This is a genomic window from Kineococcus sp. GCM10028916 (genome assembly GCF_042674865.1).
Taxonomy (GTDB): domain Bacteria; phylum Actinomycetota; class Actinomycetes; order Actinomycetales; family Kineococcaceae; genus Kineococcus.
In genome coordinates, this window is sequence record NZ_JBHTFM010000017.1 from 132,970 (window position 1) to 153,520 (window position 20,551).

Genomic DNA, 20,551 nt, shown 5'->3' on the forward strand with positions numbered 1-20,551 from the left:
AGGACCTCGTCCCGCAGCCCGTCGTCACTCGGCGAGGACGCACCGTCCGCCGCCGGAGCGCTTGGCCGCGTACATCGCGGCGTCGGCCCGGGAGAGCAGCGAGTCGGCGTCGTCGCCGTCCTCGAAGGCGGTCAGCCCCACGCTGGCGCTGATCGTGGCCGGCCCGGCGGAGAGCAGGAACGGCGAGCGCAGCGTCACGACGACGGCCTCGGCCGTGTCGTCGGCGACCCCGGGGAAGAGGTCCGGCAGGACCAGGGCGAACTCGTCGCCCCCGAGCCGGGCGGCGAAACCACCGGCCCCGGCCGCGCTGCGCAGCCGGTCCGCGACCTCGCAGAGCAGCTCGTCACCCGCCGCGTGCCCGAGCGTGTCGTTCACGGCCTTGAACCCGTCGAGGTCGACGAAGAGGACCGCGATCGCCGACTCCGCGCCCACGGCCTGCTCCAGCCGGCTGGTGAAGGCCCGCCGGTTCGGCAGCCCGGTCAGCGGGTCGACGAGGGCCAGCCGTTCCGCCTCCGCGGCCAGCCGCAGCCGGACCAGCGCGGCCGAGGCCAGCGAGCCCAGCGAGGCCAGGGCGACCTCGTCGAACTGCTGACCCTCCCGGTTGCTCGCCCGGGGGGCGACGATCCAGCGCAGCGGACCCTCGTCGCCGAGCTCGTACCCGACCTCGCCCCCGCCGGGGGCCTGGCTCCGGACCACGAGGCGCTCGCTGGAGACCAGCGTGGCGCAGCGGGTCTCCAGCACGGCCACGAGGTCGTCCGCGGTGGTCACCTCGTGGATCCGGACGGCGGCCTCGAACAGCTCACGCTGCTGCGCACGGCTCTGGTGGGCGCGTCGCCACGCCCACGCCGCGACCACGACGGCCATCCCGGGGACGAGGATCAGCGAGGCGATCCACGTGGGCATGACGACCTGGACGGCCGCCGCGAGGTAGCCGAGGACGGAGACGAGCAGGAACAGCGCCCCACCGATGAGCGCGCCCGGGTCGGCCAGTTCCTCGAACAGCGTCCGGTGGTACTCGATCGCGATGGACACGGCCGAGAGCAGGGTGTCGGCGGCGAAGTAGGTCGCCGCGCCGGCCAGCACCGCGAACAGCTGCGCCGGACTGACCGGGTCGGTGGGCTGCAGCGCGGCGACGACCAGGGTCGCGAGCAGGCTGGAGACGATCGACGATCCCGCGTTGAAGAGCCGGCTCGACCAGGCCCGCCGGTCGACCAGGTAGGCGGGCAGCGCGGTGAGCGGCCAGGCCAGCAACGCGACGGGGGTGTCGTAGAAGGTCTGCAGGTAGAACAGCAGCACGGGGGCGAAGGGCACCTGGATGCCGGTCGCCACGCTCGTCACCATCAGCGGGAAGCGGGTGAGGACCCAGCCGACGGGGATGCAGAGGGCCAGCGCCGTGAAGACGTCCCGGCTGGACCCGGTCGCGTGCCACCACAGGGCGGCGCCCACCAGCACGAGCAGCCCCGCCACGAAGACACCGACGTCGAAGAGCACGGACGTGCTCACACGGCGTCGGGCGCGAGCGGTGTCCACGTCCTCTGGTCGGCAGGACCGCGGCGGTCCTTGAGCCCCCGCGGCGGCGGTAGCCTGGAGCACGCCGATCTCCCCCCTCCTCGAAGGAGCGCCGCGCATGGGCCGCGTCGTCATCGACGTCATGCCGAAACCCGAGATCCTCGACCCGCAGGGGAAGGCCGTCGTCGGCGCCCTTCCGCGCCTCGGGTTCGATCTCTTCACCAGCGTCCGTCAGGGCAAGCGCTTCGAGCTGGAGGTGGCCGGAGAGGTCACCCCCGAGGTGCTCGAGCAGGCCCGGAAGGCCGCCGAGACGCTGCTCTCGAACCCCGTGATCGAGGACGTCGTCAGCGTCCGGGACGCCTCCGGCACCCCGGCCGAGGTCACCGCGTGAAGATCGGCGTCGTGACTTTCCCCGGGTCGCTCGACGACGGCGACGCCCGTCGCGCGGTGCGTCTCGCCGGCGGCGAGGCCGTCGCGCTCTGGCACGCCGACGCCGACCTGCACGGGGTCGACGCGGTCGTCCTGCCGGGCGGGTTCTCCTACGGCGACTACCTGCGGTGCGGCGCGATCGCCCGCTTCGCGCCCGTGATGGCCGAGGTCGTCCGCGCGGCCGGGGGCGGGATGCCCGTCCTGGGCATCTGCAACGGCTTCCAGGTGCTGTGCGAGTCGCACCTGCTGCCGGGTGCCCTGGTCCGCAACGACCACCAGAAGTTCCTGTGCCGCGACCAGCGGCTGCGGGTCGAGTCGACCGCCACCGCGTGGACGTCCACGTACGCGGCGGGACAGGAGATCACGATCCCGCTGAAGAACGGCGAGGGCGGTTTCGTCGCCGACACCGCGACGCTGGACCGCCTCGAGGGGGAGGGCCGCGTGGTCTTCCGCTACCTCGACGGCAACCCCAACGGGTCGATGCGCGACATCGCCGGGATCAGCAACGAACGCGGCAACGTCGTGGGGCTCATGCCGCACCCCGAGCACGCCGTCGAGGAACTGTTCGGCCCGGGACTGGACGGCCTCGGCCTGTTCACCTCGGTGCTGAGCGCCGGACTGGAGGCACTCGCGTGAGCACGCTCACCGCCCTGGACACCGTGGGTCGTGCGGAGCAGACGCCGGACCACCCGCAGCCGTGGAAGGAACTCGGCCTCAAGGCCGACGAGTACGAGCGGATCCGCGAGATCCTGCAGCGCCGCCCCACCGGCGCCGAGCTCGCGATGTACTCGGTCATGTGGAGCGAGCACTGCTCCTACAAGAGCTCCAAGGTCCACCTCAAGACCTTCGGCGACCACCTCACCGAGGACATGAAGACGTCCCTCATGGTCGGGATCGGCGAGAACGCCGGGGTCGTCGACATCGGCCAGGGCTGGGCCGTGACCTTCAAGGTCGAGTCCCACAACCACCCCAGCTACATCGAGCCCTACCAGGGTGCGGCCACCGGCGTCGGCGGGATCATCCGCGACATCATGGCCATGGGCGCCCGCCCGATCGCCGTCATGGACTCGCTGCGGTTCGGCACGATCGACCACCCCGACACCGCCCGCGTCGTCCCGGGCGTCGTGTCCGGGGTCGGCGGGTACGGCAACTGCATCGGGCTGCCGAACATCGGCGGCGAGGTCGTCTTCGACCCGACCTACCAGGGCAACCCCCTCGTCAACGCCCTCTGCATCGGTTCGCTGCGCCACGAGGACCTGCACCTGGCCAACGCCCGCGGCGTCGGCAACCTCGTCGTGCTCTTCGGTGCCCGCACCGGCGGCGACGGCATCGGCGGTGTCTCGGTGCTGGCCAGCGAGACGTTCGACGCGACCGGCCCCTCGAAGCGGCCGGCCGTCCAGGTCGGGGACCCGTTCCAGGAGAAGGTGCTCATCGAGTGCTGCCTGGACCTGTTCCACGCCGGTCTGGTCGAGGGCATCCAGGACCTCGGCGGGGCCGGGTTGTCCTGCGCCACGAGCGAACTGGCCTCGGCCGGTGACGGCGGGATGGTCATCCACCTCGACCGCGTCCCGTTGCGCGATCCCTCGCTCTCGCCCGAGGAGATCCTCATGAGCGAGTCCCAGGAACGCATGATGGCGATCGTCACGCCGGCGAACATCGAGGAGTTCCTCGCGGTCACCGCGAAGTGGGACGTCGAGGCCGCCGTGCTCGGCGAGGTCACCGACGGCACCCACCTCGTCGTGCAGTGGCACGGCGAGACCGTCGTCGACGTCCCGCCGCGCACCGTCGCCCACGACGGCCCGGTCTACGAGCGCCCCTACGAACGTCCCGCGTCGCAGGACGCGCTGCAGGCGAACACCCCCGACTCCCTGCCCCGTCCCGGCACCGACGTGGAACTGCGCGACACCCTGCTGCGCATGGTCGCCTCGCCGAACCTCTGCTCGCGGGCGTGGGTCACCGACCAGTACGACCGCTACGTCATGGGGGGGACGGCGCTCGCGACCCCCGACGACGCGGGTGTCGTGCGCGTCGACGAGGAGACGAACCTCGGGGTCGCGCTGAGCCTCGACGGGAACGGCCGGTTCGCGCGGCTCGACCCGCGCACCGGGGCCCAGCTCGCGCTGGCCGAGGCGTACCGCAACGTGGCCGCGGCCGGGGCGAAACCCCTCGCGGTCACCGACTGCCTGAACTTCGGCTCGCCCGAGGACCCCGGCGTCATGTGGCAGTTCGCCGAGGCCGTCCAGGGCCTCGCCCTGGCCTGCGAGGAACTCGGGGTCCCCGTCACCGGCGGCAACGTGTCGCTGTACAACCAGACCGGTGACGACGGTCTGAACTCCGCGATCCTCCCCACCCCGGTCATCGGGGTCCTGGGCGTCCTCGACGACGTCCGTCGTCGCACCCCGTCGGGCTGGAAGGAGTCCGGGCAGAACGTCTACCTGCTCGGCACCACCCGCGACGAACTCGGTGGTTCCGAGTGGGCCTGGGCCGAGCACGGTCACCTCGGCGGCCTGCCGCCGGTGCTGGACCTGGCCCACGAGAAGCTGCTCGGGGACATCCTCGTGCAGTGCTCGCGCGACGGTCTGATCGACGCCGCCCACGACCTGTCCGACGGTGGCCTCGCGCAGGCCCTCGTCGAGTCCGTCCTGCGCTACGGGGTCGGCGCGCGGGTGTGGCTCGACGAGCTGCTCGACCGCGACGGGATCGACGCGTTCACCGCGTTGTTCTCCGAGTCGGCCGGGCGGGCGATCGTGTCCGTGCCGCGCGAGGAGGAGATCCGGTTCACCGACATGTGCACCGCGCGCGGTCTCGCGCACGTGCGCATCGGGGTGACGGACGACGGTGACGGGAGCGTGCCCGGTCTGCTCGACGTGCAGGGCCGGTTCCAGGTCCCCGTCGCGGAACTCCGCGAGGCGCACACGGGGACGCTGCCGAAGCACTTCGGCTGAGTCTCTCTCCCCACCCCAGCACCCGGTCACGCGAACGCAGGAGGAACTGTGACCCCACCCGCCCCGACCCGTTTCGCCGTCGTCGGGAGCGGGTGGCGGTCGGAGTTCTTCGTGCGCCTCGCCCGGATGGCGCCCGACCGGTTGCGGGTGACCTCGGTGGTCACCCGCACCGCCGGTCGCGCCGAGGAGATCACCGCCGGGTGGGGGGTTCCCGCGGTGCTGACCCTCGGGGAGGCGTTGCGCGAGCAGCCCGACTTCGTCATCGCCTCGGTGCCCTGGGCGGCGATGCCGGACCTCGTCCGCGAACTCGTCGCGGCGGGCGTGCCGGTCCTGGCCGAGACGCCGCCCGCCCCGGACGTCGAGGGTCTGCGGTCGTTGTGGCACGACGTCGGCGGTTCCGGACGCGTCCAGGTGGCGGAGCAGTACCTGCTGATGCCCGGTCACGCGGCCCGGCTGGCCGTCGTCCGCGACGGGACCATCGGGGAACCGACGTCGGTGCAGATCTCCTCGACGCACATGTACCACGCGGTGTCGCTGGTCCGCGGCCTCCTCGGCGTCGGGACGGACGACGTCGTCGTCAACGCCCGCGAGTTCACCGCCCCGCTCCTCGACCCGCTCTCGGGTGCCGGGTGGGACCCCTCGGCGCGACCCCGGGACGCGACGACGACCCTCGCCACCCTCGACTTCGGCGGCCGCACGGGGCTCTACGACTTCACCGACAACCAGTGGTGGAACCCGCTGCGGGGCCGTCGTCTCCTGGTGCGGGGGACCCGCGGTGAGATCGCGGACGACGCCGTGACGCGGCTCGTCGACCCGGTCACCCCGGTCACCTCGCTCCTCTCCTACCGGCGGCGCGGGATCGACCTGAACCTTGAGGGCGTGGACCTCGACACGATCGCCCTCGACGGCCGGGTCGTGCACCGCAACGCCTGGGCCGGGACGAGGATGAGCGACGACGACGTGGCCGTGGCCGAACTCCTGGCCCGGACGGGGGCCTGGGCGCGCGGCGAGGGGGACGAGCCGTACCCGTTGGCGCAGGCCTGCCAGGACCACGCGATCAGCCTGGCCATGGCCGAGTCGGCCCGCTCGCACGCCGACGTCCGGGTCGGCGGCGAACCCTGGAGCTGAGACCGCCCGCTCCGCGCCGGGCCGGCGGGTGCCGGGTCAGCCGGGTCAGCCGGCCAGGCTGAGGCGCAGGGCCGCGAACAGCTCCTGCTGGATCTGCGTCATCGTCCGGCCCGTGTCGTCCGCGATCCAGGTCTCGAACGCGACCCGGAACACCGTGATCGTGGAGTGGGCCAGGAGGGTCGCCGCGGGTTCGCCGACGCCGCGCTCGCGCAGGGCAGCGGCCACGGCCGTCGCCAGAGCGCCCATCTTCAGCTGTTCGCGTTCGGCGAGCGCGGGGTGGCCGAACACGACCGCCGCGCGGCGCCGGGCCCACGGCCGGCGTTCCTCGCCGAAGAACTCGCTCGAACCGCTCAGGGCGTCCGCGGCCATCTCGGCGGGGGCGGTGGCGACGGAGTTCGCCACGGCGAGGGTGAACTCCTCCAGCAGGCGCTCGCTGCCCGCGAACAGCACTTCGCGCTTGTCGCTGAAGCAGCGGAAGAACGTCCGCTCGGTCACCCCGGCGCGGGCCGCGATCTCGGCCACGGTGGTCCGCTCGTAGCCCTGCTCGTCGAAGAGGTCGAGGGCCGCCTGCTGCAACCGCTGCGACGAACCGGGTTCCCACCGTGCCATGGCCCCATCCTAGGTGATGACAGAACCTGACATCGAGCGCTACGGTGATGTCGCAAGCTGACATCACTACCTGAGGAGAACCTCGTGCGCGTCTTCATCACCGGAGCATCGGGCTGGATCGGTTCCCACACCGTCGACGAGTTCCTCGCCCACGGGCACCAGGTCCTCGGCCTGGCGCGCTCCGAGGCCTCCGCCGCCGCGTTGCAGGCCAAGGGGGCCGAAGTCCTGCGCGGCGACCTCGACGACCTCGACGCCCTCCGCCGTGGCGCGGAGTCCACCGAGGGGACCGTCCACCTCGCCAACAAGCACGACTTCGCCGACCCGGCCGTCTCCAACGCCGCCGAACGTGCTGCGGTGCAGACGATCGCGAACACTCTCGTGGGTTCCGACCGGCCGTTCCTGCTGGCCGGCGGACTCGGCGGACTGGCGCCCGGGCGTGTCGGCACCGAGGACGACGTCAGTCCGTTCGTCGGCCCCGACTCGATGCGTGGCGGCGCGGAGAACCTCGCCTTCGACTACGTCGACCGAGGGGTTCGCGTCCTCGCCGCACGCTTCGCCCCGACCGTCCACGGAACGGGGGACCACGGTTTCATCGCGGCGATCGTCGCCGCGGCCCGTGCCGCGGGCCGCGCCGCCTACGTGGGCGACGGCGCCAACCGCTGGTCGGCCGTCCACGTGACCGATGCCGCTCGCCTCGTCCGTCTCGCCGTCGAGGGCGCGCCCAGCGGGACGCGACTGCACGCCGCCGCGGAGGAGGGGATCACCGCCCGGGAGATCGCCACCGCCATCGGTGCGGGTCTCGGCCTCCCCGTCGTCTCCGTCGAGGGGGACGAGGTCGCCTCGACCCTCGGGTGGATCGGCTTCTTCTTCGGCATGGACATGCCCGCGTCCAGCGTCAAGACCCAGGCCCTGCTGGACTGGGAGCCGGTCGGTCCGACGCTGGGCGAGGACCTCGCCGGGGGTGGCTACTTCGCCTGAGGCCCGACAGGGTGGGGGCGTGAGCACCGTCGTCGAAGTGGCCGTGACCGACGTCGACGGGGTGCGGGTCGCCCGCGCCGCCGGGGCGCACCGGGTGGAGTTGTGCGTGGCCCTGGAGGTCGGCGGTCTGACCCCGTCGCTCGGTCTCGTCGAACGGGCGGTCGAGGCCGCCGGACCGGTCGGGGTGCACGTCCTGCTCCGGCCCCGGCCGGGCGACTTCGTCCACGACGCGGACGACCTCGCGATCGTCCTGCGCGACGCCGGGGTGGTGCTCGGGGCGGGCGCCGCGGGGATCGTCGTGGGGCCGCTGCGGCCCGACGGACGTCTCGACCTCGACGCCCTGCGTCGCCTCCGTGACGTCGCCACGGGTGCGGAACTCACCGCCCACCGGGGTTTCGACGTGAACCCCGACGTCGAGTCCGGCGTCGAGGACCTCCTGGCCGTCGGCGCGGACCGCGTCCTCACGTCCGGGGGTGCGTCTTCCGCCCACGACGGGACCGACCGGATCGCCCGCGCCGTCGTGGCGGCGGCCGGCCGGCTCACGGTGATGGCGGGCGGCGGGGTGCGTCCCGAGCGGGTCCCGGACCTGGTGGCCGCCACCGGCGTGGGTGCCGTCCACCTCTCGGCCCGGTCGCTGCTGGCCGCCGACGCGGGGTTCGGGGCCCGGTACCGGACCGATCCGGACCTCGTCACCGCGGCCGTGGGGGCGACGTCGTGACGCTGCCGATGCACGAGGACCAGGTCGACGTGAGTGCCGAGCTGGTGAGGCGGCTCGTGGATGGGCAGTTCCCGCGCTGGCGGGACGAACCGGTCCGCGCCCTCGACGGGCCGGGGACGGTGAACGCCGTGTTCCGCCTGGGGGACCGGTGGGTGGTGCGGTTGCCGCTGCACCCCGGGGCGGCCGGGCTCGTGCGCCGCGAGGTCGAGGCCGCCCGCGAACTCCTCGGGGTCACCCGGTTCCCCACCCCGGAACCGGTGGCGCTCGGAGCGCCGGGGGAGGGGTACCCCTTCGAGTGGTCGGTCTTCACCTGGCTGCCGGGCACCACCGCGGACGAGGTCGACGTGGCCCACGGCGCGGAACTGGCCCGCGACCTCGCCGCGTTCGTCCGCGACGTGCGCTCCCTCCCGTTGCACGGCAGGCGCTTCGCCGGTCCGGGTCGCGGGGGTGACCTGCACGCGCACGACGCGTGGATGGCCGAGTGCTTCGAGCGGAGCCAGGACCTCCGCGACCTCCTCGACGTCCCGCGGTTGCGGGCGCTGTGGTCGGGGTTCCGGCGGCTGCCGCACGTGTCGGCGGACGTCGTCGTGCACGGGGACCTCGTCCCGGGCAACGTGCTCGTCGCCGCGGGGCGCCTCGCCGGTGTCCTCGACGTCGGGGGTCTCGCTCCGGCGGACCCCGCGCTCGACCTGGTCGTCGGGTGGCACCTCTTCGACGACCCGGAGCGGGAGGAGTTCCGGACCGCGGTCGGGAGCGACGGGCTCGCCTGGGTCCGGTCGCAGGCGTGGGCGTTCCAGCAGGCGATGGGTCTCGTCTGGTACTACGAGGTCACGAACCCGCGGATGAGCGCGCTGGGGCGCTCGACGCTGGCTCGGATCGTGGCCGATCCGCTGGTCTGAGCACGCGTCGGGCCCGGCGCGGGGCGGTGAGGGGAACCTTCTCACCCGTCCGGCCCAGTGTGGTCTCACCCGCCCAGAAGCGGGTCGCTCTGCCACTGGGGGTAACCGTAGGGTCGCTGGTTGAACACTCACGGTCATCGAGCCATGGTTGAGGTGTCGGGGCGAACAGCCCCGCCCACCACTTCCCGGACCACCTCGCCCCCCCTCGAACCCAGGAGCACTGCTGTGAGCAACGTCAACGAGACCCTGAAGAGCGCCCTCGAGATCGAGGGCGCCATCGCGGCCCTGCTGGTCGACCACGAGTCCGGCATGACCCTGGGTTCCGCCGGGGGCGGCACCCTCGACCTCGAGATCGCCGCCGCGGGGAACACCGACGTCGTGCGCGCCGAACTGCGCACCCTGGCCCGCCTCGGCCTGGACGACGCCCCCGAGGACATCCTCGTCACCCTCGGGACCCAGTTCCACCTGCTCCGCCTGCTGCAGAGCCAGAACGGCCAGGGCCTGTTCCTCTACCTCGTGCTCGACCGCTCCCGCGCCAACCTCGCCATGGCCCGACGCCTGCTGGCCGTCCTGGAGCGCGGCATCGAGCTCTGAGCCCCCGGCGCGCCCCGCGAGATCACGGGTGGGAGGGGGTGAGGAACTCGGCGAGGACCCGGACGACGAACGCGTGGTCCTCGGCCTGGGGCAGCCCCGAGGCCGCGACGGACCCGACGACGCCGACCCCGCGCACCCGCAGCGGGAAGGCCCCGCCGTGGGCGGCGAACTCGCGGGGGTCCAGCCGCGCGTCCACGTCGAAGTCGGCCCCGCTGAGGCGCCACCGCGTCCCCACCAGGAAGGACGAGTGGCCGAAGGCGTCCACGACGTTCATCTTGCGCTGCAGCCAGCGGTCGTTGTCCGCGGCGGAACCGGGCAGCGCGGCGTGGAAGAGGCGTTGACCGTTGCGGCGGATCGCGAGCGCCAGCGGCAGTCCCTCGGCCCGTCCGCGCTGCACGAGCAGCGAACCGAGACGCCACGCGTCGTCCTCGTCGAACCGGTCCAGGACCAGCTCCTCCTCGTCGGCGGTGAGGCGGGCGAGCAGGTCGGCGTCGTTCACGGGACTCCCCAGGGGATCGTGGTGGCTGCAGGTACCCGGTGATCCTCTCGTGCCGCTGCGCCGGCCGCGCTGCCGGAGGGGCGGAGGGCCGCGTGAGGGTACTTTGTCTTGACATCTTGACGAGGGCGCGCTTACGGTTCCGGGCGAGGTGCATCCGGAACGAAGGAGTTCTCCCGTGTCGACCACCCAGGGCAAGCCGGCCGCGTCCGGACGAGGAGCGGGGACGGCGCTACCGCCCCTGAGCGCAGGTCCCTACCGCCGCAGGCTCGGGGTCGTGGCCCTCGTCGCGACGTTCGGCGGCCTGCTCTTCGGCTACGACACGAGCGTCATCAACGGGGCCCTCGACCCGATGGTCGAGGAGCTCGGGCTCACCGCGTTCACCGAGGGGGTCGTCACGAGTTCCCTCCTCTTCGGCGCCGCCGTCGGTGCGATCACCGGCGGACGGCTCTCCGACGCGTGGGGTCGGCGCAAGGCCATCCTGCTGATGTCGGCGTTCTTCTTCGTCGGCGCCCTGGTCTGCGTGTTCGCGCCGACCTTCGCGGTCATGGTCGTCGGCCGCGTCCTGCTCGGCCTGGCGGTCGGGGCCGCCTCGACGGTGGTGCCGGTGTTCCTGGCCGAACTCGCGCCCTACGAGATCCGCGGGTCCCTGTCGGGACGCAACGAGATGATGATCGTCATCGGCCAGCTGGCCGCGTTCGTCGTCAACGCGATCGTCGGCAACGTGTGGGGCGAGTACGGCGGGGTCTGGCGCATCATGCTGGCCTTCGTCACCCTGCCCGCGATCGCGCTCTTCGTCGGGATGCTGCGGGTGCCGGAGTCCCCGCGCTGGCTGATCGACCACGGCAAGTTCGACGAGGCCGTCGAGGTCCTGCGCGAACTCCGTCCTGCCGGTCGGGCGGAGGCCGAGGCCCGCCAGATCGCCGACGCCACCTGGGAGGACTCCAAGCGCGTCGCCCTGGACTGGCGCCAGATCCTGTCCAACCGGTGGTTGCGGCGGATCCTGCTGATCGGCATCGGACTCGGTGTGGCGCAGCAGCTCACGGGGATCAACTCGATCATGTACTACGGCCAGGCCATCCTGAAGGAGGCCGGGTTCGACGACAGCACGGCGCTCATCGTGAACATCGCGCCCGGGATCATCGCCGTCGTCGGCGCGCTCATCGCGCTGCGGATGATGGACAGCTTCTCCCGCCGGAGGACGTTCGTCATCGGCTACACGCTGACGACCGTCTGCCACCTGCTGATCGGCGCGGCGTCGCTGGCCCTGCCGGTGGGCAACGCCCTGCGTCCGTGGGTGATCCTGTTCCTCGTGGTGGCCTTCGTCGGGTCGATGCAGACGTTCCTCAACGTGGCCACCTGGGTCACCCTGTCCGAGATCTTCCCGCAGAAGATGCGGGCGCTCGGCATGGGGACGTCGGTGTTCGTCCTGTGGCTGACCAACGCGTTCCTGGGGTTGTACTTCCCGACGCTGGTCGCGTCCGTCGGCATCACCGGGTGCTTCTTCGGTTTCGCCGTCATCAACCTGCTGGCTCTGGTGTTCGTGCACACCCAGGTCCCGGAGACCCGCGGCCGGACGCTGGAGGAACTCGAGGACGCGGTCACCTCGGGCCGGATCTACGACAAGGAGGTGCGCGACTTCGCCAGCTGATCGACGAGCTGCGAGGTCGTGCGCCGCACCACGACGTCGATCGTGCCCTCCGCCCCGTCGAGCCAGGCCTGGACGGCGGTGTGCATGAGGGCCGTGGTGATCCCCGCGGCCAGCGCGGCCTCCTCCCGGCCCACCCCGTGGTCCCGGAGACCGCGCTGGAGGGTCGCGGTGAGGGCGGCGCGTTTGCGCAGTTCCCGTTCGGCGAGCCCCTCGTCGGAGGCCACCAGACCCCGGCGCAGCCGGAGTTCCTCGCGGCGGTCGCCGAACATCGCCAGCGCCACGCCGGGCAGGTCGGCCAGCAGCCGGGGCAGGGCCCCGTCGGAGAGGTCGGCCGTGGCCAGGTGGCCCGCGACGGAGGCGAGGACCTCGTCCTCGCCGGCGAAGAACACCTCGCGCTTGTCGGCGTAGTGCCGGAAGAAGGTCCGCGTGGTGAGGCCGGCCCGCGCGGTGATCTGCGGCACCGTCGTCTCCGCGAAACCCTGCTCGACGAAGAGCTCGAGGGCAGCGCGCTCCAGACGTTCCCGCGTCCCCGGTTCCCATCGGCCCACCCCCTCATCGTAGAGGGATGACGCGGCGTGTCATCACGGCTATGGTCATGACACGTCATGTCATCAGGAGGAACGCGTGAGTGCAGAGGTGTGGGTCCTCGGGGCCACCGGTCGGGTCGGTCGACGGGTCGCGCAGCACGTCGCGGCGACGGGGCGTCCCGTCGTCCTGGTCGGCCGCGACCGCGGTCGGCTCGAGGCGCTCGGGATCAGCGGTGACGTCCGGGTCCTCGAGGCCGACACGCCCCGTGCGCTGGCGGCGATCGCCCAGGCGGGGCCGGCCGTCGTGGTGAACACCGTCGGTCCGTTCCTGGAGACCGCGGGCCCCGTGCTGGACGCCTGCCCGCCCGGCACTCACTACGTCGACGTCGGCAACGAACCCGATGCGCTGCAGGAGGTCCTGGACCGCCACGACGCTCTCGTGGCGACCGGGCGGACCGCGGTGGGCTGTGCCGGGTTCGGGGTGCTCGGCACCCAGGCCGCACTCGGGGCGGCCCTCGCCGGACAGGAGGCCCGCGGGGTCCCGAGCCGGGTGCGGATCGACGCGATCGCCGCCCTCGCGGGCGAGGAGGGGCGGCTGGGTGAGGCGCTGGCCCGCACGATCGTCCGCGGGTTCTCCGCGGCCGCGGCCCTCGGACGCGAGCCCGAACGCGTCCGGACCCCCGACGGCGACTCCGTCGTCACCGGGACCCTGCCGTCGGGGGAACTGCTCGCCGCCGCACGGCTGAGCCGTACCGACAACGTCACCGCGGCCTCGGTGTTCGTCCCCACCGGGGTGCCGGCCGGCGTGCTGCGTGCTCTCGCGCCGGTCCTGGCGACGCGGCCCGTCGCCCGGGTGGCGGGCCGTGCGCTGGCCCGGGTCCGGACGAAGGCCGGTCCCCGTCCGCGCGCCCACACCTGGGCCCGGGCCCGCGTCGAGTGGCCGGACGGCACGACCCGCACGGCGTGGCTGCGGGCCGAGGAGGCCATGGACTTCACGGTCGCCGCCGCGACCGAGGTCACGTTGCGGCTCGCCGCGGGGGACGGACGACCGGGGGCCTTCACCCCGGTCGAACTCTTCGGGACCGGACTCGCGGAGGCGGCCGGCGCGGTGCTGATCAACGGCTGATCGACGGCTGAGCGTCAGCGGTCGACGAGGGTGACCTCGAACGCGTAGCGGCTGGCCCGGTAGACGTGCCGGCCGTACTCGACGACCCGGCCCGAGTCGTCGTGGGTCGTGCGTTCCATCGTCAGCAGCGGCGCACCCCGGCGCTCGTCGAGCAGCGAACACTCCTCGGCGCTGCCCCGGCGGGCCCCGATCCGTTGCCGCGCAACGCGCATCCCCACCCCGCGGCTGCGCAGCAACTGGTACATGCCGCGTTCGGTGAGGGCCTCCAGCGTCAGGTCGGTGTAGGGGGCGGGCAGCCAGTTCTCCAGCACCGCGAGGGGTTCACCACCGGAGGTCCGCAGCCGGCGCAGGTGCAGGACGGGGGTCCCGGGAGCGATCGCGAGACTGCCGGCCACGTCGTCGGCGGCCCCGTCCATCTCGTGCAGCAGGACCTGCGTCGCCGGGTGCTGGCCCGACTGCACCAGGTCGTCGTGCAGGCTGGTCAGTTCGACGGGGCGGGTCACCTGACCGTGCACGACCTGGGTGCCGACCCCGCGCTTGCGGACCAGCAGGCCCTTGTCGACCAGTTGCTGGATCGCGCGACGCATCGTCGGGCGGGACAGCCCGAGCTGGTCGGCCAGGTGGATCTCGTTGTCGAGCCGGGAACCCGGGGGGAGCTTGCCGCCCTCGATGGCCTGCTCGATCTGGCGGGCGACCTGGAAGTACAGGGGGACCGGGCTCGAGCGGTCCAGGTCGTAGAACAGATCGTTCACCACAGCTCCGAACGTCGCGATGGGCGGCGCAGCTACGTCGCCGTGCCGCCGAGCCGTCATCGTAGCCGTCCGGAGGTGTGCACGTCAGGAGGTTCGTTTGTCCTGACAAAGCTTGACACGGAGGCCTCCCGCGGAGCACGCTCGTCCCTGCCACCGCGCCGCTGCGGCCCGGGACGGCACAGATCATCCGGACTGGGAGGGGACCTCGCGTGAGCAACACGGCCGCGCTGGACGTCGTGACCATGGGCAGGGTCGGCGTCGACCTCTACCCGTTGCAGGACAACACGGGCCTCGAGGACGTCGAGACCTTCGGGAAGTACCTGGGGGGCAGTGCGACCAACGTCGCCGTCGCCGCCGCCCGGCACGGTCGCGCCGCGGCCGTCATCACCCGCACGGGCCACGACGCGTTCGGGACGTTCATCCACAAGGCGCTCGCGGACTTCGGCGTCTCCGACCGGTTCGTCTCGGGGGTCGACGGGCTCAACACGCCCCTGGCGTTCTGCGAGATGTACCCGCCCGACCACTTCCCGCTGCTCTTCTACCGTCAGCCCACCGCGCCGGACCTGCAGATCCGCGCCGAGGAACTCGACCTCGACGCCGTCCGCGCGGCCGGCATCTTCTGGGCCACGGTCACGGGGCTCTCCGAGGAACCCAGCCGCGGGGCGCACTTCGCCGCCTGGCAGGCCCGCGGGCGCGCCCCGCTCACCGTGCTCGACCTCGACTACCGCCCGATGTTCTGGTCCTCCGCGGCCGAGGCGACCGAACAGGTCCAGCGTGCGCTGCAGCACGTGACCGTCGCCGTCGGCAACAAGGAGGAGTGCGAGGTCGCCGTGGGCGAGACGGAACCCCGCAGGGCCGCCGAGGCGCTGCTGGCCGCCGGGGTCGAGATCGCCATCGTCAAGCAGGGACCCAAGGGCGTGCTCGGCGCGACCCGCGGCCCGAACGGGACCGAGTTCGTCGAGGTCCCCCCGACCCCGGTCGAGGTCGTCAACGGGCTCGGCGCCGGCGACGGGTTCGGCGGTGCGCTCTGCCACGGCCTGCTCTCCGGCTGGGACCTCGAGAAGGTCCTGCGCTTCGCCAACGCCGCCGGCGCGATCGTCGCCACCCGGCGCGAGTGCTCCACCGCCATGCCGTTCACCTCCGAGGTGGAGGCCCTGCTCGAGGAGGTCGCTGCCCGTGCCTGACCAGTTCGCGAAGGACTACGCCGAGGTCTCGGAGATCCGCGCGCGCCACCCCGAACGCATCCTCGAGCTCTCCCGGGCGCGGCGGCGACGTCCGGTGCTGGGGTCCGACGGTCGCCTCATGGTCATCGCCGCCGACCACCCCGCCCGCGGGGCCAACGGCGTCGGCGGCAACGCCATGGCGATGGCCGACCGGACCGAACTCCTCGACCGCTTGCAGGTGGCGCTCGCCGTCCCCGGCGTCGACGGTCTCCTCGGGTCCGCCGACATCATCGAGGACCTCACCCTCCTCGGGGCGCTGGAGGACAAGGTCGTCTTCGGGTCGATGAACCGCGGTGGCCTGCAGGGGGCCGCGTTCGAACTCGACGACCGCTTCACCGGCTACGACGCGCAGGCCATCGAGGACATGAACCTCGACGGCGGCAAGTTCCTCACCCGCATCGCCCTCGACGACGCCGGCACCCTGCCGACGCTGACGGCCTCGGCCGACGCCATCAGCGAACTCGCCGCCCGCAGGCTCATCGCGATGATCGAACCCTTCTGGTCGCGCAACGAGGGCGGCAAGGTCGTCCACGACCTCAGCGCCGAGGGGGTCATCAAGTCCGTCAACGTGGCCCAGGCCCTGGGGCGCACGACGGCGTACACCTGGCTCAAGATCCCCGTCGTCGATGACATGGAACGCGTCATGGAGTCCACCACCCTGCCGACCCTGCTGCTCGGCGGGGACCCGGCGACCTCCCCGGAGGAGACCTTCGCGACGTGGCGCAAGGCGCTCGCGCTGCCGTCGGTGCGCGGCCTCACGGTGGGTCGGACGTTGCTCTACCCGCCGGACGGTGACGTCGCCACCGCCGTCAAGACCGCCGTCTCGCTCGTCCGTTGAGGAGTCTCCCGTGACCGATCTCCACGTTCCCGCCGGTAGCGCGGGGGCCGACGGCTTCGACCTGGTGGTGACGCCGGAGTCGGCGGGCTGGGGGTTCTCCGGCCTGCGCACCCTGACCCTGGCGCCCGGCGCCCGCCACACCTTCACCACCGGCGCGGACGAACTGCTCGTCCTGCCGCTGTCGGGTTCCTGCTCGGTGACGGTCGAGGGGGAGACGCTCGAACTCCACGGCCGCACCGGGGTCTTCGACGGGGTCAGCGACTTCGCCTACGTCGGCCGCGACAGCGAGCTGAGCGTCCACAGTGCCGCAGGCGGCGTGTTCTCGTTCCCGGGCGCACGGGCGTCACGCCGCCTGCCCTTCCGCTACGGCCCGGCCTCGGGGGTTCCCGTCGAACTGCGCGGGGCCGGGCAGTGCAGCCGCCAGGTCAACAACTTCGCCACCCCGGCGGCGTTCGAGACCGACAAGCTCATCGCCTGCGAGGTCATCACCCCCGGCGGCAACTGGTCGTCCTACCCGCCGCACCGCCACGACCGGACCAGCGACGTGGAGAGCGACCTCGAGGAGATCTACTACTACGAGTTCCGCGCGCTGGCCCCGGCCGGTGTGCCGACCGTTCCCGGTGGCGTGGGGTTCCAGCAGGTCTACGGCGACGTCGACGACCCTGCGCGACCGATCGAGGTGCTGGAGGAGGTCCGGTCCGGGGACGTCGTGCTGATCCCGCACGGCTGGCACGGGCCCTCGGTGGCCAACCCCGCCTACGACATGTACTACCTGAACGTCATGGCCGGACCGGAGACGGAACGGGCCTGGAAGATCTGCGACGATCCCGCCCACGGTTGGGTGCGATCGACCTGGGAACAGCAGCCGGTCGACCCCCGGCTGCCCTTCTACTCCACCCCGACGGGCGCCAGTCCCGTACCCCGCTGAGAACTGAGAGATCGAGATGAGTGCGGTTCCCCCCAACCCGGCAGTGCAGACGGTGCGGTTGACGGTCTCGCAGGCCGTCGTGCGGTTCCTGCAGGCCCAGTTCAGCGAACGCGACGGCGTCCGTCAGCAGTTCTTCGGCGGCGTCTTCGGCATCTTCGGTCACGGCAACGTGGCCGGGATCGGGCAGGCCCTGCTGGAGGCCGAGGTCGGCACCCCGGACTGGAACCCGCCGGCGCAGCTGCGGTACATGACCGGTCGCAACGAGCAGGCCATGGTCCACGCGGCCGTGGGTTTCGCCCGCCAGCAGGACCGGCTGCAGACCCTCGCCGTGACGGCGTCGGTCGGCCCGGGGTCCACGAACATGCTGACCGGTGCCGCGCTCGCGACGGTCAACCGGATCCCCGTCCTGCTGCTGCCCAGCGACGTGTTCGCGACCCGGGTCGCCTCGCCGGTGCTGCAGGAGCTCGAACAGCCCTACGGCTACGACGTGTCGGTCAACGACGCGTTCCGCCCGCTGTCGAAGTTCTTCGACCGGGTCTGGCGTCCCGAGCAGCTCGTCTCGGCGCTGCTGGGCGCGATGCGCGTGCTGACCGACCCGGCGGAGACGGGAGCGGCGACGATCTGCCTGCCCGAGGACCTGCAGGCCGAGGCCTGGGACTTCCCGGTGGAGCTGTTCCGGGAACGGACCTGGCGCATCGCGCGGCCCGTCCCGGAGAAGATCGTCATCGCCGAGGCCGCGGAACTCATCCGCTCCGCGAAGGCGCCGATGGTCGTCGCGGGGGGTGGGGTCGTGTACTCCCGGGCCACCGAGGCGCTCAAGGCGTTCGTGGAGGCCACCGGCATCCCCGTCGGGCAGTCGCAGGCCGGCAAGGGGGCGATCCGCTACGACCACCCGTTGTCGCTGGGGGCCATCGGGTCCACCGGGACCACGGCCGCGAACGAGATCGCCGCGGAGGCCGACGTCGTGATCGGCATCGGTACCCGCTACTCCGACTTCACGACGGCCTCCCGGACGGTGTTCCAGAACCCGGACGTGAAGTTCGTGAACGTGAACGTCGCCTCCCTCGACGCGGTCAAGCACGCCGGCCTGCCCGTCCAGGCGGACGCCCGGGAGGCCCTCGAGGCCCTCACCGCCGCGCTGGAGGGTTTCTCGACCCCGGACGCCTACCGCGAGCGCGCGGCCCGGCTGAACCGGGAGTGGGACGCCGTGGTGGAGGAGTTCTTCCACTCCGGGATCGGGGACGAGACGGGGCTGCTGGCCCAGGCCGAGGTCATCGGCGCCGTCGACGAGGTGGCCGGGGACCGCGACGTCGTGGTGTGCGCCGCAGGTTCGCTGCCCGGTGACCTGCACTGCATGTGGCGCAGCCGCGACCCGAAGCAGTACCACGTCGAGTACGGCTTCTCCTGCATGGGCTACGAGATCCCCGGCGGGATCGGGGTGGCCCTCGCCGCCCCGGACCGGGACGTGTTCGTCACGGTCGGGGACGGTTCCTACCTGATGATGCCGACCGAACTCGTGACGGCGGTCCAGGAGGACGTGAAGCTCATCGTCGTCCTGCTGCAGAACCACGGGTTCGCCTCGATCGGCGCGTTGTCCGAGCAGCACGGGTCGCAGCGCTACGGGACGAAGTACCGCCGGCGTGCGGAGTCCGGTCGTCTCGAGGGCGCGAAGCTCCCCGTGGACCTCGCGGCGAACGTCGAGAGCCTCGGGATCCGGACGCTGCGCGCCGGGACCCGCAAGGAGCTCGTGGCGGCCCTCCAGGACGCCAAGGCGTCCACGGAGTCGACCTGCGTGTACGTCGAGACCGACCTCTACTCCGAGGCCCCCGACGGGGGCGGCTGGTGGGACGTCCCGGTCTCGGAGGTGTCGCGCCTGGAGTCCACCCGGACCGCGCGCACCTGGTACGAGGGGAAGAAGGAGACGCAACGCCCGCTCCTCTGACGCCACGTCCCCCCGGGTAAGCACTTACCCGGGGGGACGTTCGTCGTCCCGGCCCCGGTGGGGCCGGGTGCCGCTTCTCCTGAGGTCGCGGAGAGGTAAGTATGTAACGACAATCGCTTGACAGTTCGCGCGTTCACGCGCGACAGTTTCCGCAGTCGCCCTCCCCGCCGGGACGGCGACGCACGACGACGTGGAGGAACTTCCCCATGGGCCGCACCCCGACAACAGGCGCCGTGACCATCGGCACCGCCCCGGACTCCTGGGGCGTCTGGTTCGCCGAGGACCCGCTGCAGACCCCCGCCGCCCGCTTCCTCGACGAGGTCGTCGACGCCGGCTACGAGTGGATCGAGCTGGGGCCGTACGGCTACCTCCCGACCGACCCCGCCGAGCTCTCCGACGAGCTCGAGAAGCGTCGGCTCAAGGTGTCCGCCGGCACGATCTTCGCCGCCCTGCACCGCCCCGACCACTACGACGAGGCGTGGGCGCAGGTCGAGCAGGTCGCCAAGCTCACCCAGGCCATGGGCGGCACCCACCTCGTGGTGATCCCCGGCCAGTGGCGCAGCGACAAGACCGGCGAGCAGATCGAACCGCGCGAGCTGGACGAGGACGGCTGGGCCCGCCTCGCCGCCGGCATGGACCGCCTCGGCCGGGACGTGCGCAACGGCTACGGCCTGCAGATCGCGGTCCACTCCCACGCCGACACCCACATCGACACCCACGCCGAGGTCGACCGGTTCCTCGAACTGACCGACCCCGACGTGGTGAAGCTCTGCCTCGACACCGGGCACGTGTCGTACTCCGGTGGCGACAACCTGAAGATCATCGCCGACCACCCCGACCGGATCGCCTACGTCCACCTCAAGCAGGTGGACCCGGCGATCGTCGCCAGGGTGAAGGCCGAGGACCTCCCGTTCGGCGAGGCCGTCAAGCTGGGCGCCATGGTCGAGCCGCCGCACGGGATCCCGGCCATGCCGCCGATCCTCGAGGCGCTCGAGGGCCTCGGCCGCGACCTCTTCGCGATCGTCGAGCAGGACCTCTACCCGGTGGCCTTCGACGCACCCCTGCCGATCGCCACCCGCACCCGCACGTACCTCAACTCCTGCCGCTAGACCTTCGCCGTTCGAACGCCGGATCGGCTCGGCACACCAGAGAGGAACGGATCGATGGAGATTCGCACTGCGACGGGGAGCGTGACCCCGTGAGTCACAGCGTGCAGAGCGCCACGGGACAGGAACCCCCGACCACGCACTCGGGCGGGA

General features: G+C 72.3%; 20 protein-coding genes. 15 read left to right on the top strand and 5 right to left on the bottom strand.

The genetic code is table 11. The features are described 5' to 3' along the window. Nucleotides 1–24: 24 nt before the first annotated feature. Nucleotides 25–1,503: a diguanylate cyclase domain-containing protein gene (locus ACFQ46_RS17025; protein ID WP_380260568.1), complete on the bottom strand. Its 1,479-nt coding sequence runs from the start codon at nt 1,501–1,503 to the stop codon at nt 25–27. Between the two features lie 124 nt (nt 1,504–1,627). Between ACFQ46_RS17025 and purS the strand changes: the two genes are divergently transcribed. From purS to ACFQ46_RS17045, 4 genes are read left to right on the top strand one after another with little or no spacing between them, the layout of a single operon-like run. Beyond that, a complete protein-coding gene (purS, locus tag ACFQ46_RS17030) occupies nt 1,628–1,900 on the top strand; it encodes a phosphoribosylformylglycinamidine synthase subunit PurS (RefSeq protein WP_328293084.1) in 273 nt (90 codons plus the stop codon). Next, nucleotides 1,897–2,574, top strand: coding sequence for a phosphoribosylformylglycinamidine synthase subunit PurQ (purQ, locus tag ACFQ46_RS17035; protein ID WP_380260569.1), 678 nt, complete (start codon nt 1,897–1,899; stop codon nt 2,572–2,574). Before purS ends, purQ begins: the two co-directional genes overlap by 4 nt. Continuing rightward, a complete protein-coding gene (gene purL / locus ACFQ46_RS17040) occupies nt 2,571–4,883 on the top strand; it encodes a phosphoribosylformylglycinamidine synthase subunit PurL (RefSeq protein ID WP_380260570.1) in 2,313 nt (770 codons plus the stop codon). The genes purQ and purL overlap by 4 nt, the downstream gene beginning before the upstream one ends. Before the next feature lie 48 nt (nt 4,884–4,931). Further along, nucleotides 4,932–6,011 (top strand): Gfo/Idh/MocA family protein, encoded by a 1,080-nt coding sequence (locus ACFQ46_RS17045; RefSeq protein WP_380260571.1) that lies wholly within the window; start codon nt 4,932–4,934, stop codon nt 6,009–6,011. Between the two features lie 45 nt (nt 6,012–6,056). On the opposite strand, the gene ACFQ46_RS17050 is transcribed toward ACFQ46_RS17045, so the two are convergent. Further along, nucleotides 6,057–6,620, bottom strand: a complete 564-nt coding sequence (locus tag ACFQ46_RS17050) for a TetR/AcrR family transcriptional regulator (RefSeq protein ID WP_380260572.1) — start codon at nt 6,618–6,620, stop codon at nt 6,057–6,059. 84 nt (nt 6,621–6,704) lie between these two features. On the opposite strand from ACFQ46_RS17050, the gene ACFQ46_RS17055 reads away from it, so the two are divergent. The 4 genes from ACFQ46_RS17055 (at nt 6,705) to ACFQ46_RS17070 (ending at nt 9,809) form a co-directional block, all read left to right on the top strand. Further along, nucleotides 6,705–7,598, top strand: a complete 894-nt coding sequence (locus tag ACFQ46_RS17055) for an SDR family oxidoreductase (protein WP_380260573.1) — start codon at nt 6,705–6,707, stop codon at nt 7,596–7,598. 19 nt (nt 7,599–7,617) lie between these two features. Then, the gene (locus ACFQ46_RS17060) at nt 7,618–8,316 is read left to right on the top strand and encodes a copper homeostasis protein CutC (protein ID WP_380260574.1); all 699 of its coding nucleotides are present in this window, start codon (nt 7,618–7,620) and stop codon (nt 8,314–8,316) included. A gap of 8 nt (nt 8,317–8,324) precedes the next feature. Further along, complete coding sequence (locus ACFQ46_RS17065) at nt 8,325–9,215, top strand: aminoglycoside phosphotransferase family protein (protein ID WP_380260964.1); 891 nt, start codon at nt 8,325–8,327, stop codon at nt 9,213–9,215. A gap of 225 nt (nt 9,216–9,440) precedes the next feature. After that, nucleotides 9,441–9,809 carry a hypothetical protein gene (locus ACFQ46_RS17070; RefSeq protein WP_380260575.1) on the top strand — a complete coding sequence of 123 codons (369 nt, stop codon included), beginning with the start codon at nt 9,441–9,443 and terminating at the stop codon, nt 9,807–9,809. Nucleotides 9,810–9,831: 22 nt separating this feature from the next. Here ACFQ46_RS17070 and ACFQ46_RS17075 read toward each other — a convergent pair whose 3' ends face one another. Then, entirely contained in the window at nt 9,832–10,308 is a 477-nt protein-coding gene (locus tag ACFQ46_RS17075) for a heme-degrading domain-containing protein (RefSeq protein WP_380260576.1), read from the bottom strand. A gap of 175 nt (nt 10,309–10,483) precedes the next feature. On the opposite strand from ACFQ46_RS17075, the gene ACFQ46_RS17080 reads away from it, so the two are divergent. Continuing rightward, complete coding sequence (locus tag ACFQ46_RS17080) at nt 10,484–11,956, top strand: sugar porter family MFS transporter (RefSeq protein ID WP_380260577.1); 1,473 nt, start codon at nt 10,484–10,486, stop codon at nt 11,954–11,956. On the opposite strand, the gene ACFQ46_RS17085 is transcribed toward ACFQ46_RS17080, so the two are convergent. Next, complete coding sequence (locus ACFQ46_RS17085) at nt 11,923–12,504, bottom strand: TetR/AcrR family transcriptional regulator (RefSeq protein WP_380260578.1); 582 nt, start codon at nt 12,502–12,504, stop codon at nt 11,923–11,925. The two genes, ACFQ46_RS17080 and ACFQ46_RS17085, sit on opposite strands and share 34 nt — an antisense overlap. Nucleotides 12,505–12,580: 76 nt before the next feature. On the opposite strand from ACFQ46_RS17085, the gene ACFQ46_RS17090 reads away from it, so the two are divergent. After that, on the top strand, nt 12,581–13,609 hold the full coding sequence (locus ACFQ46_RS17090; RefSeq protein ID WP_380260579.1) for a saccharopine dehydrogenase NADP-binding domain-containing protein: 1,029 nt from the start codon (nt 12,581–12,583) through the stop codon (nt 13,607–13,609). A gap of 14 nt (nt 13,610–13,623) precedes the next feature. Here the strand turns inward: ACFQ46_RS17090 and ACFQ46_RS17095 are convergent, their stop codons facing one another. Then, complete coding sequence (locus ACFQ46_RS17095; protein ID WP_380260580.1) at nt 13,624–14,361, bottom strand: GntR family transcriptional regulator; 738 nt, start codon at nt 14,359–14,361, stop codon at nt 13,624–13,626. Between the two features lie 242 nt (nt 14,362–14,603). On the opposite strand from ACFQ46_RS17095, the gene iolC reads away from it, so the two are divergent. The 5 genes from iolC (at nt 14,604) to ACFQ46_RS17120 (ending at nt 20,401) form a co-directional block, all read left to right on the top strand. Beyond that, nucleotides 14,604–15,545, top strand: coding sequence for a 5-dehydro-2-deoxygluconokinase (iolC, locus tag ACFQ46_RS17100; RefSeq protein ID WP_380260966.1), 942 nt, complete (start codon nt 14,604–14,606; stop codon nt 15,543–15,545). Beyond that, nucleotides 15,538–16,422 (top strand): deoxyribose-phosphate aldolase, encoded by an 885-nt coding sequence (locus ACFQ46_RS17105; protein WP_328293068.1) that lies wholly within the window; start codon nt 15,538–15,540, stop codon nt 16,420–16,422. The genes iolC and ACFQ46_RS17105 overlap by 8 nt, the downstream gene beginning before the upstream one ends. Nucleotides 16,423–16,432: 10 nt before the next feature. Beyond that, nucleotides 16,433–17,350, top strand: coding sequence for a 5-deoxy-glucuronate isomerase (gene iolB / locus ACFQ46_RS17110; RefSeq protein ID WP_380260581.1), 918 nt, complete (start codon nt 16,433–16,435; stop codon nt 17,348–17,350). Between the two features lie 16 nt (nt 17,351–17,366). After that, nucleotides 17,367–19,292: a 3D-(3,5/4)-trihydroxycyclohexane-1,2-dione acylhydrolase (decyclizing) gene (gene iolD / locus ACFQ46_RS17115; protein ID WP_380260582.1), complete on the top strand. Its 1,926-nt coding sequence runs from the start codon at nt 17,367–17,369 to the stop codon at nt 19,290–19,292. Nucleotides 19,293–19,498: 206 nt separating this feature from the next. Then, entirely contained in the window at nt 19,499–20,401 is a 903-nt protein-coding gene (locus tag ACFQ46_RS17120; protein ID WP_328293065.1) for a TIM barrel protein, read from the top strand. Nucleotides 20,402–20,551: the final 150 nt, after the last annotated feature.

Bases quoted from the DNA above. Each gene is read 5' to 3' on its own strand.
- purS (WP_328293084.1), top strand. From the start codon at position 1,628: ATGGGCCGCGTCGTCATCGACGTCATGCCGAAACCCGAGATCCTCGAC.
- ACFQ46_RS17050 (WP_380260572.1), bottom strand. From the start codon at position 6,620: ATGGCACGGTGGGAACCCGGTTCGTCGCAGCGGTTGCAGCAGGCGGCC.
- ACFQ46_RS17065 (WP_380260964.1), top strand. From the start codon at position 8,325: ATGCACGAGGACCAGGTCGACGTGAGTGCCGAGCTGGTGAGGCGGCTC.
- iolC (WP_380260966.1), top strand. From the start codon at position 14,604: ATGGGCAGGGTCGGCGTCGACCTCTACCCGTTGCAGGACAACACGGGC.
- iolD (WP_380260582.1), top strand. From the start codon at position 17,367: ATGAGTGCGGTTCCCCCCAACCCGGCAGTGCAGACGGTGCGGTTGACG.
- ACFQ46_RS17120 (WP_328293065.1), top strand. From the start codon at position 19,499: ATGGGCCGCACCCCGACAACAGGCGCCGTGACCATCGGCACCGCCCCG.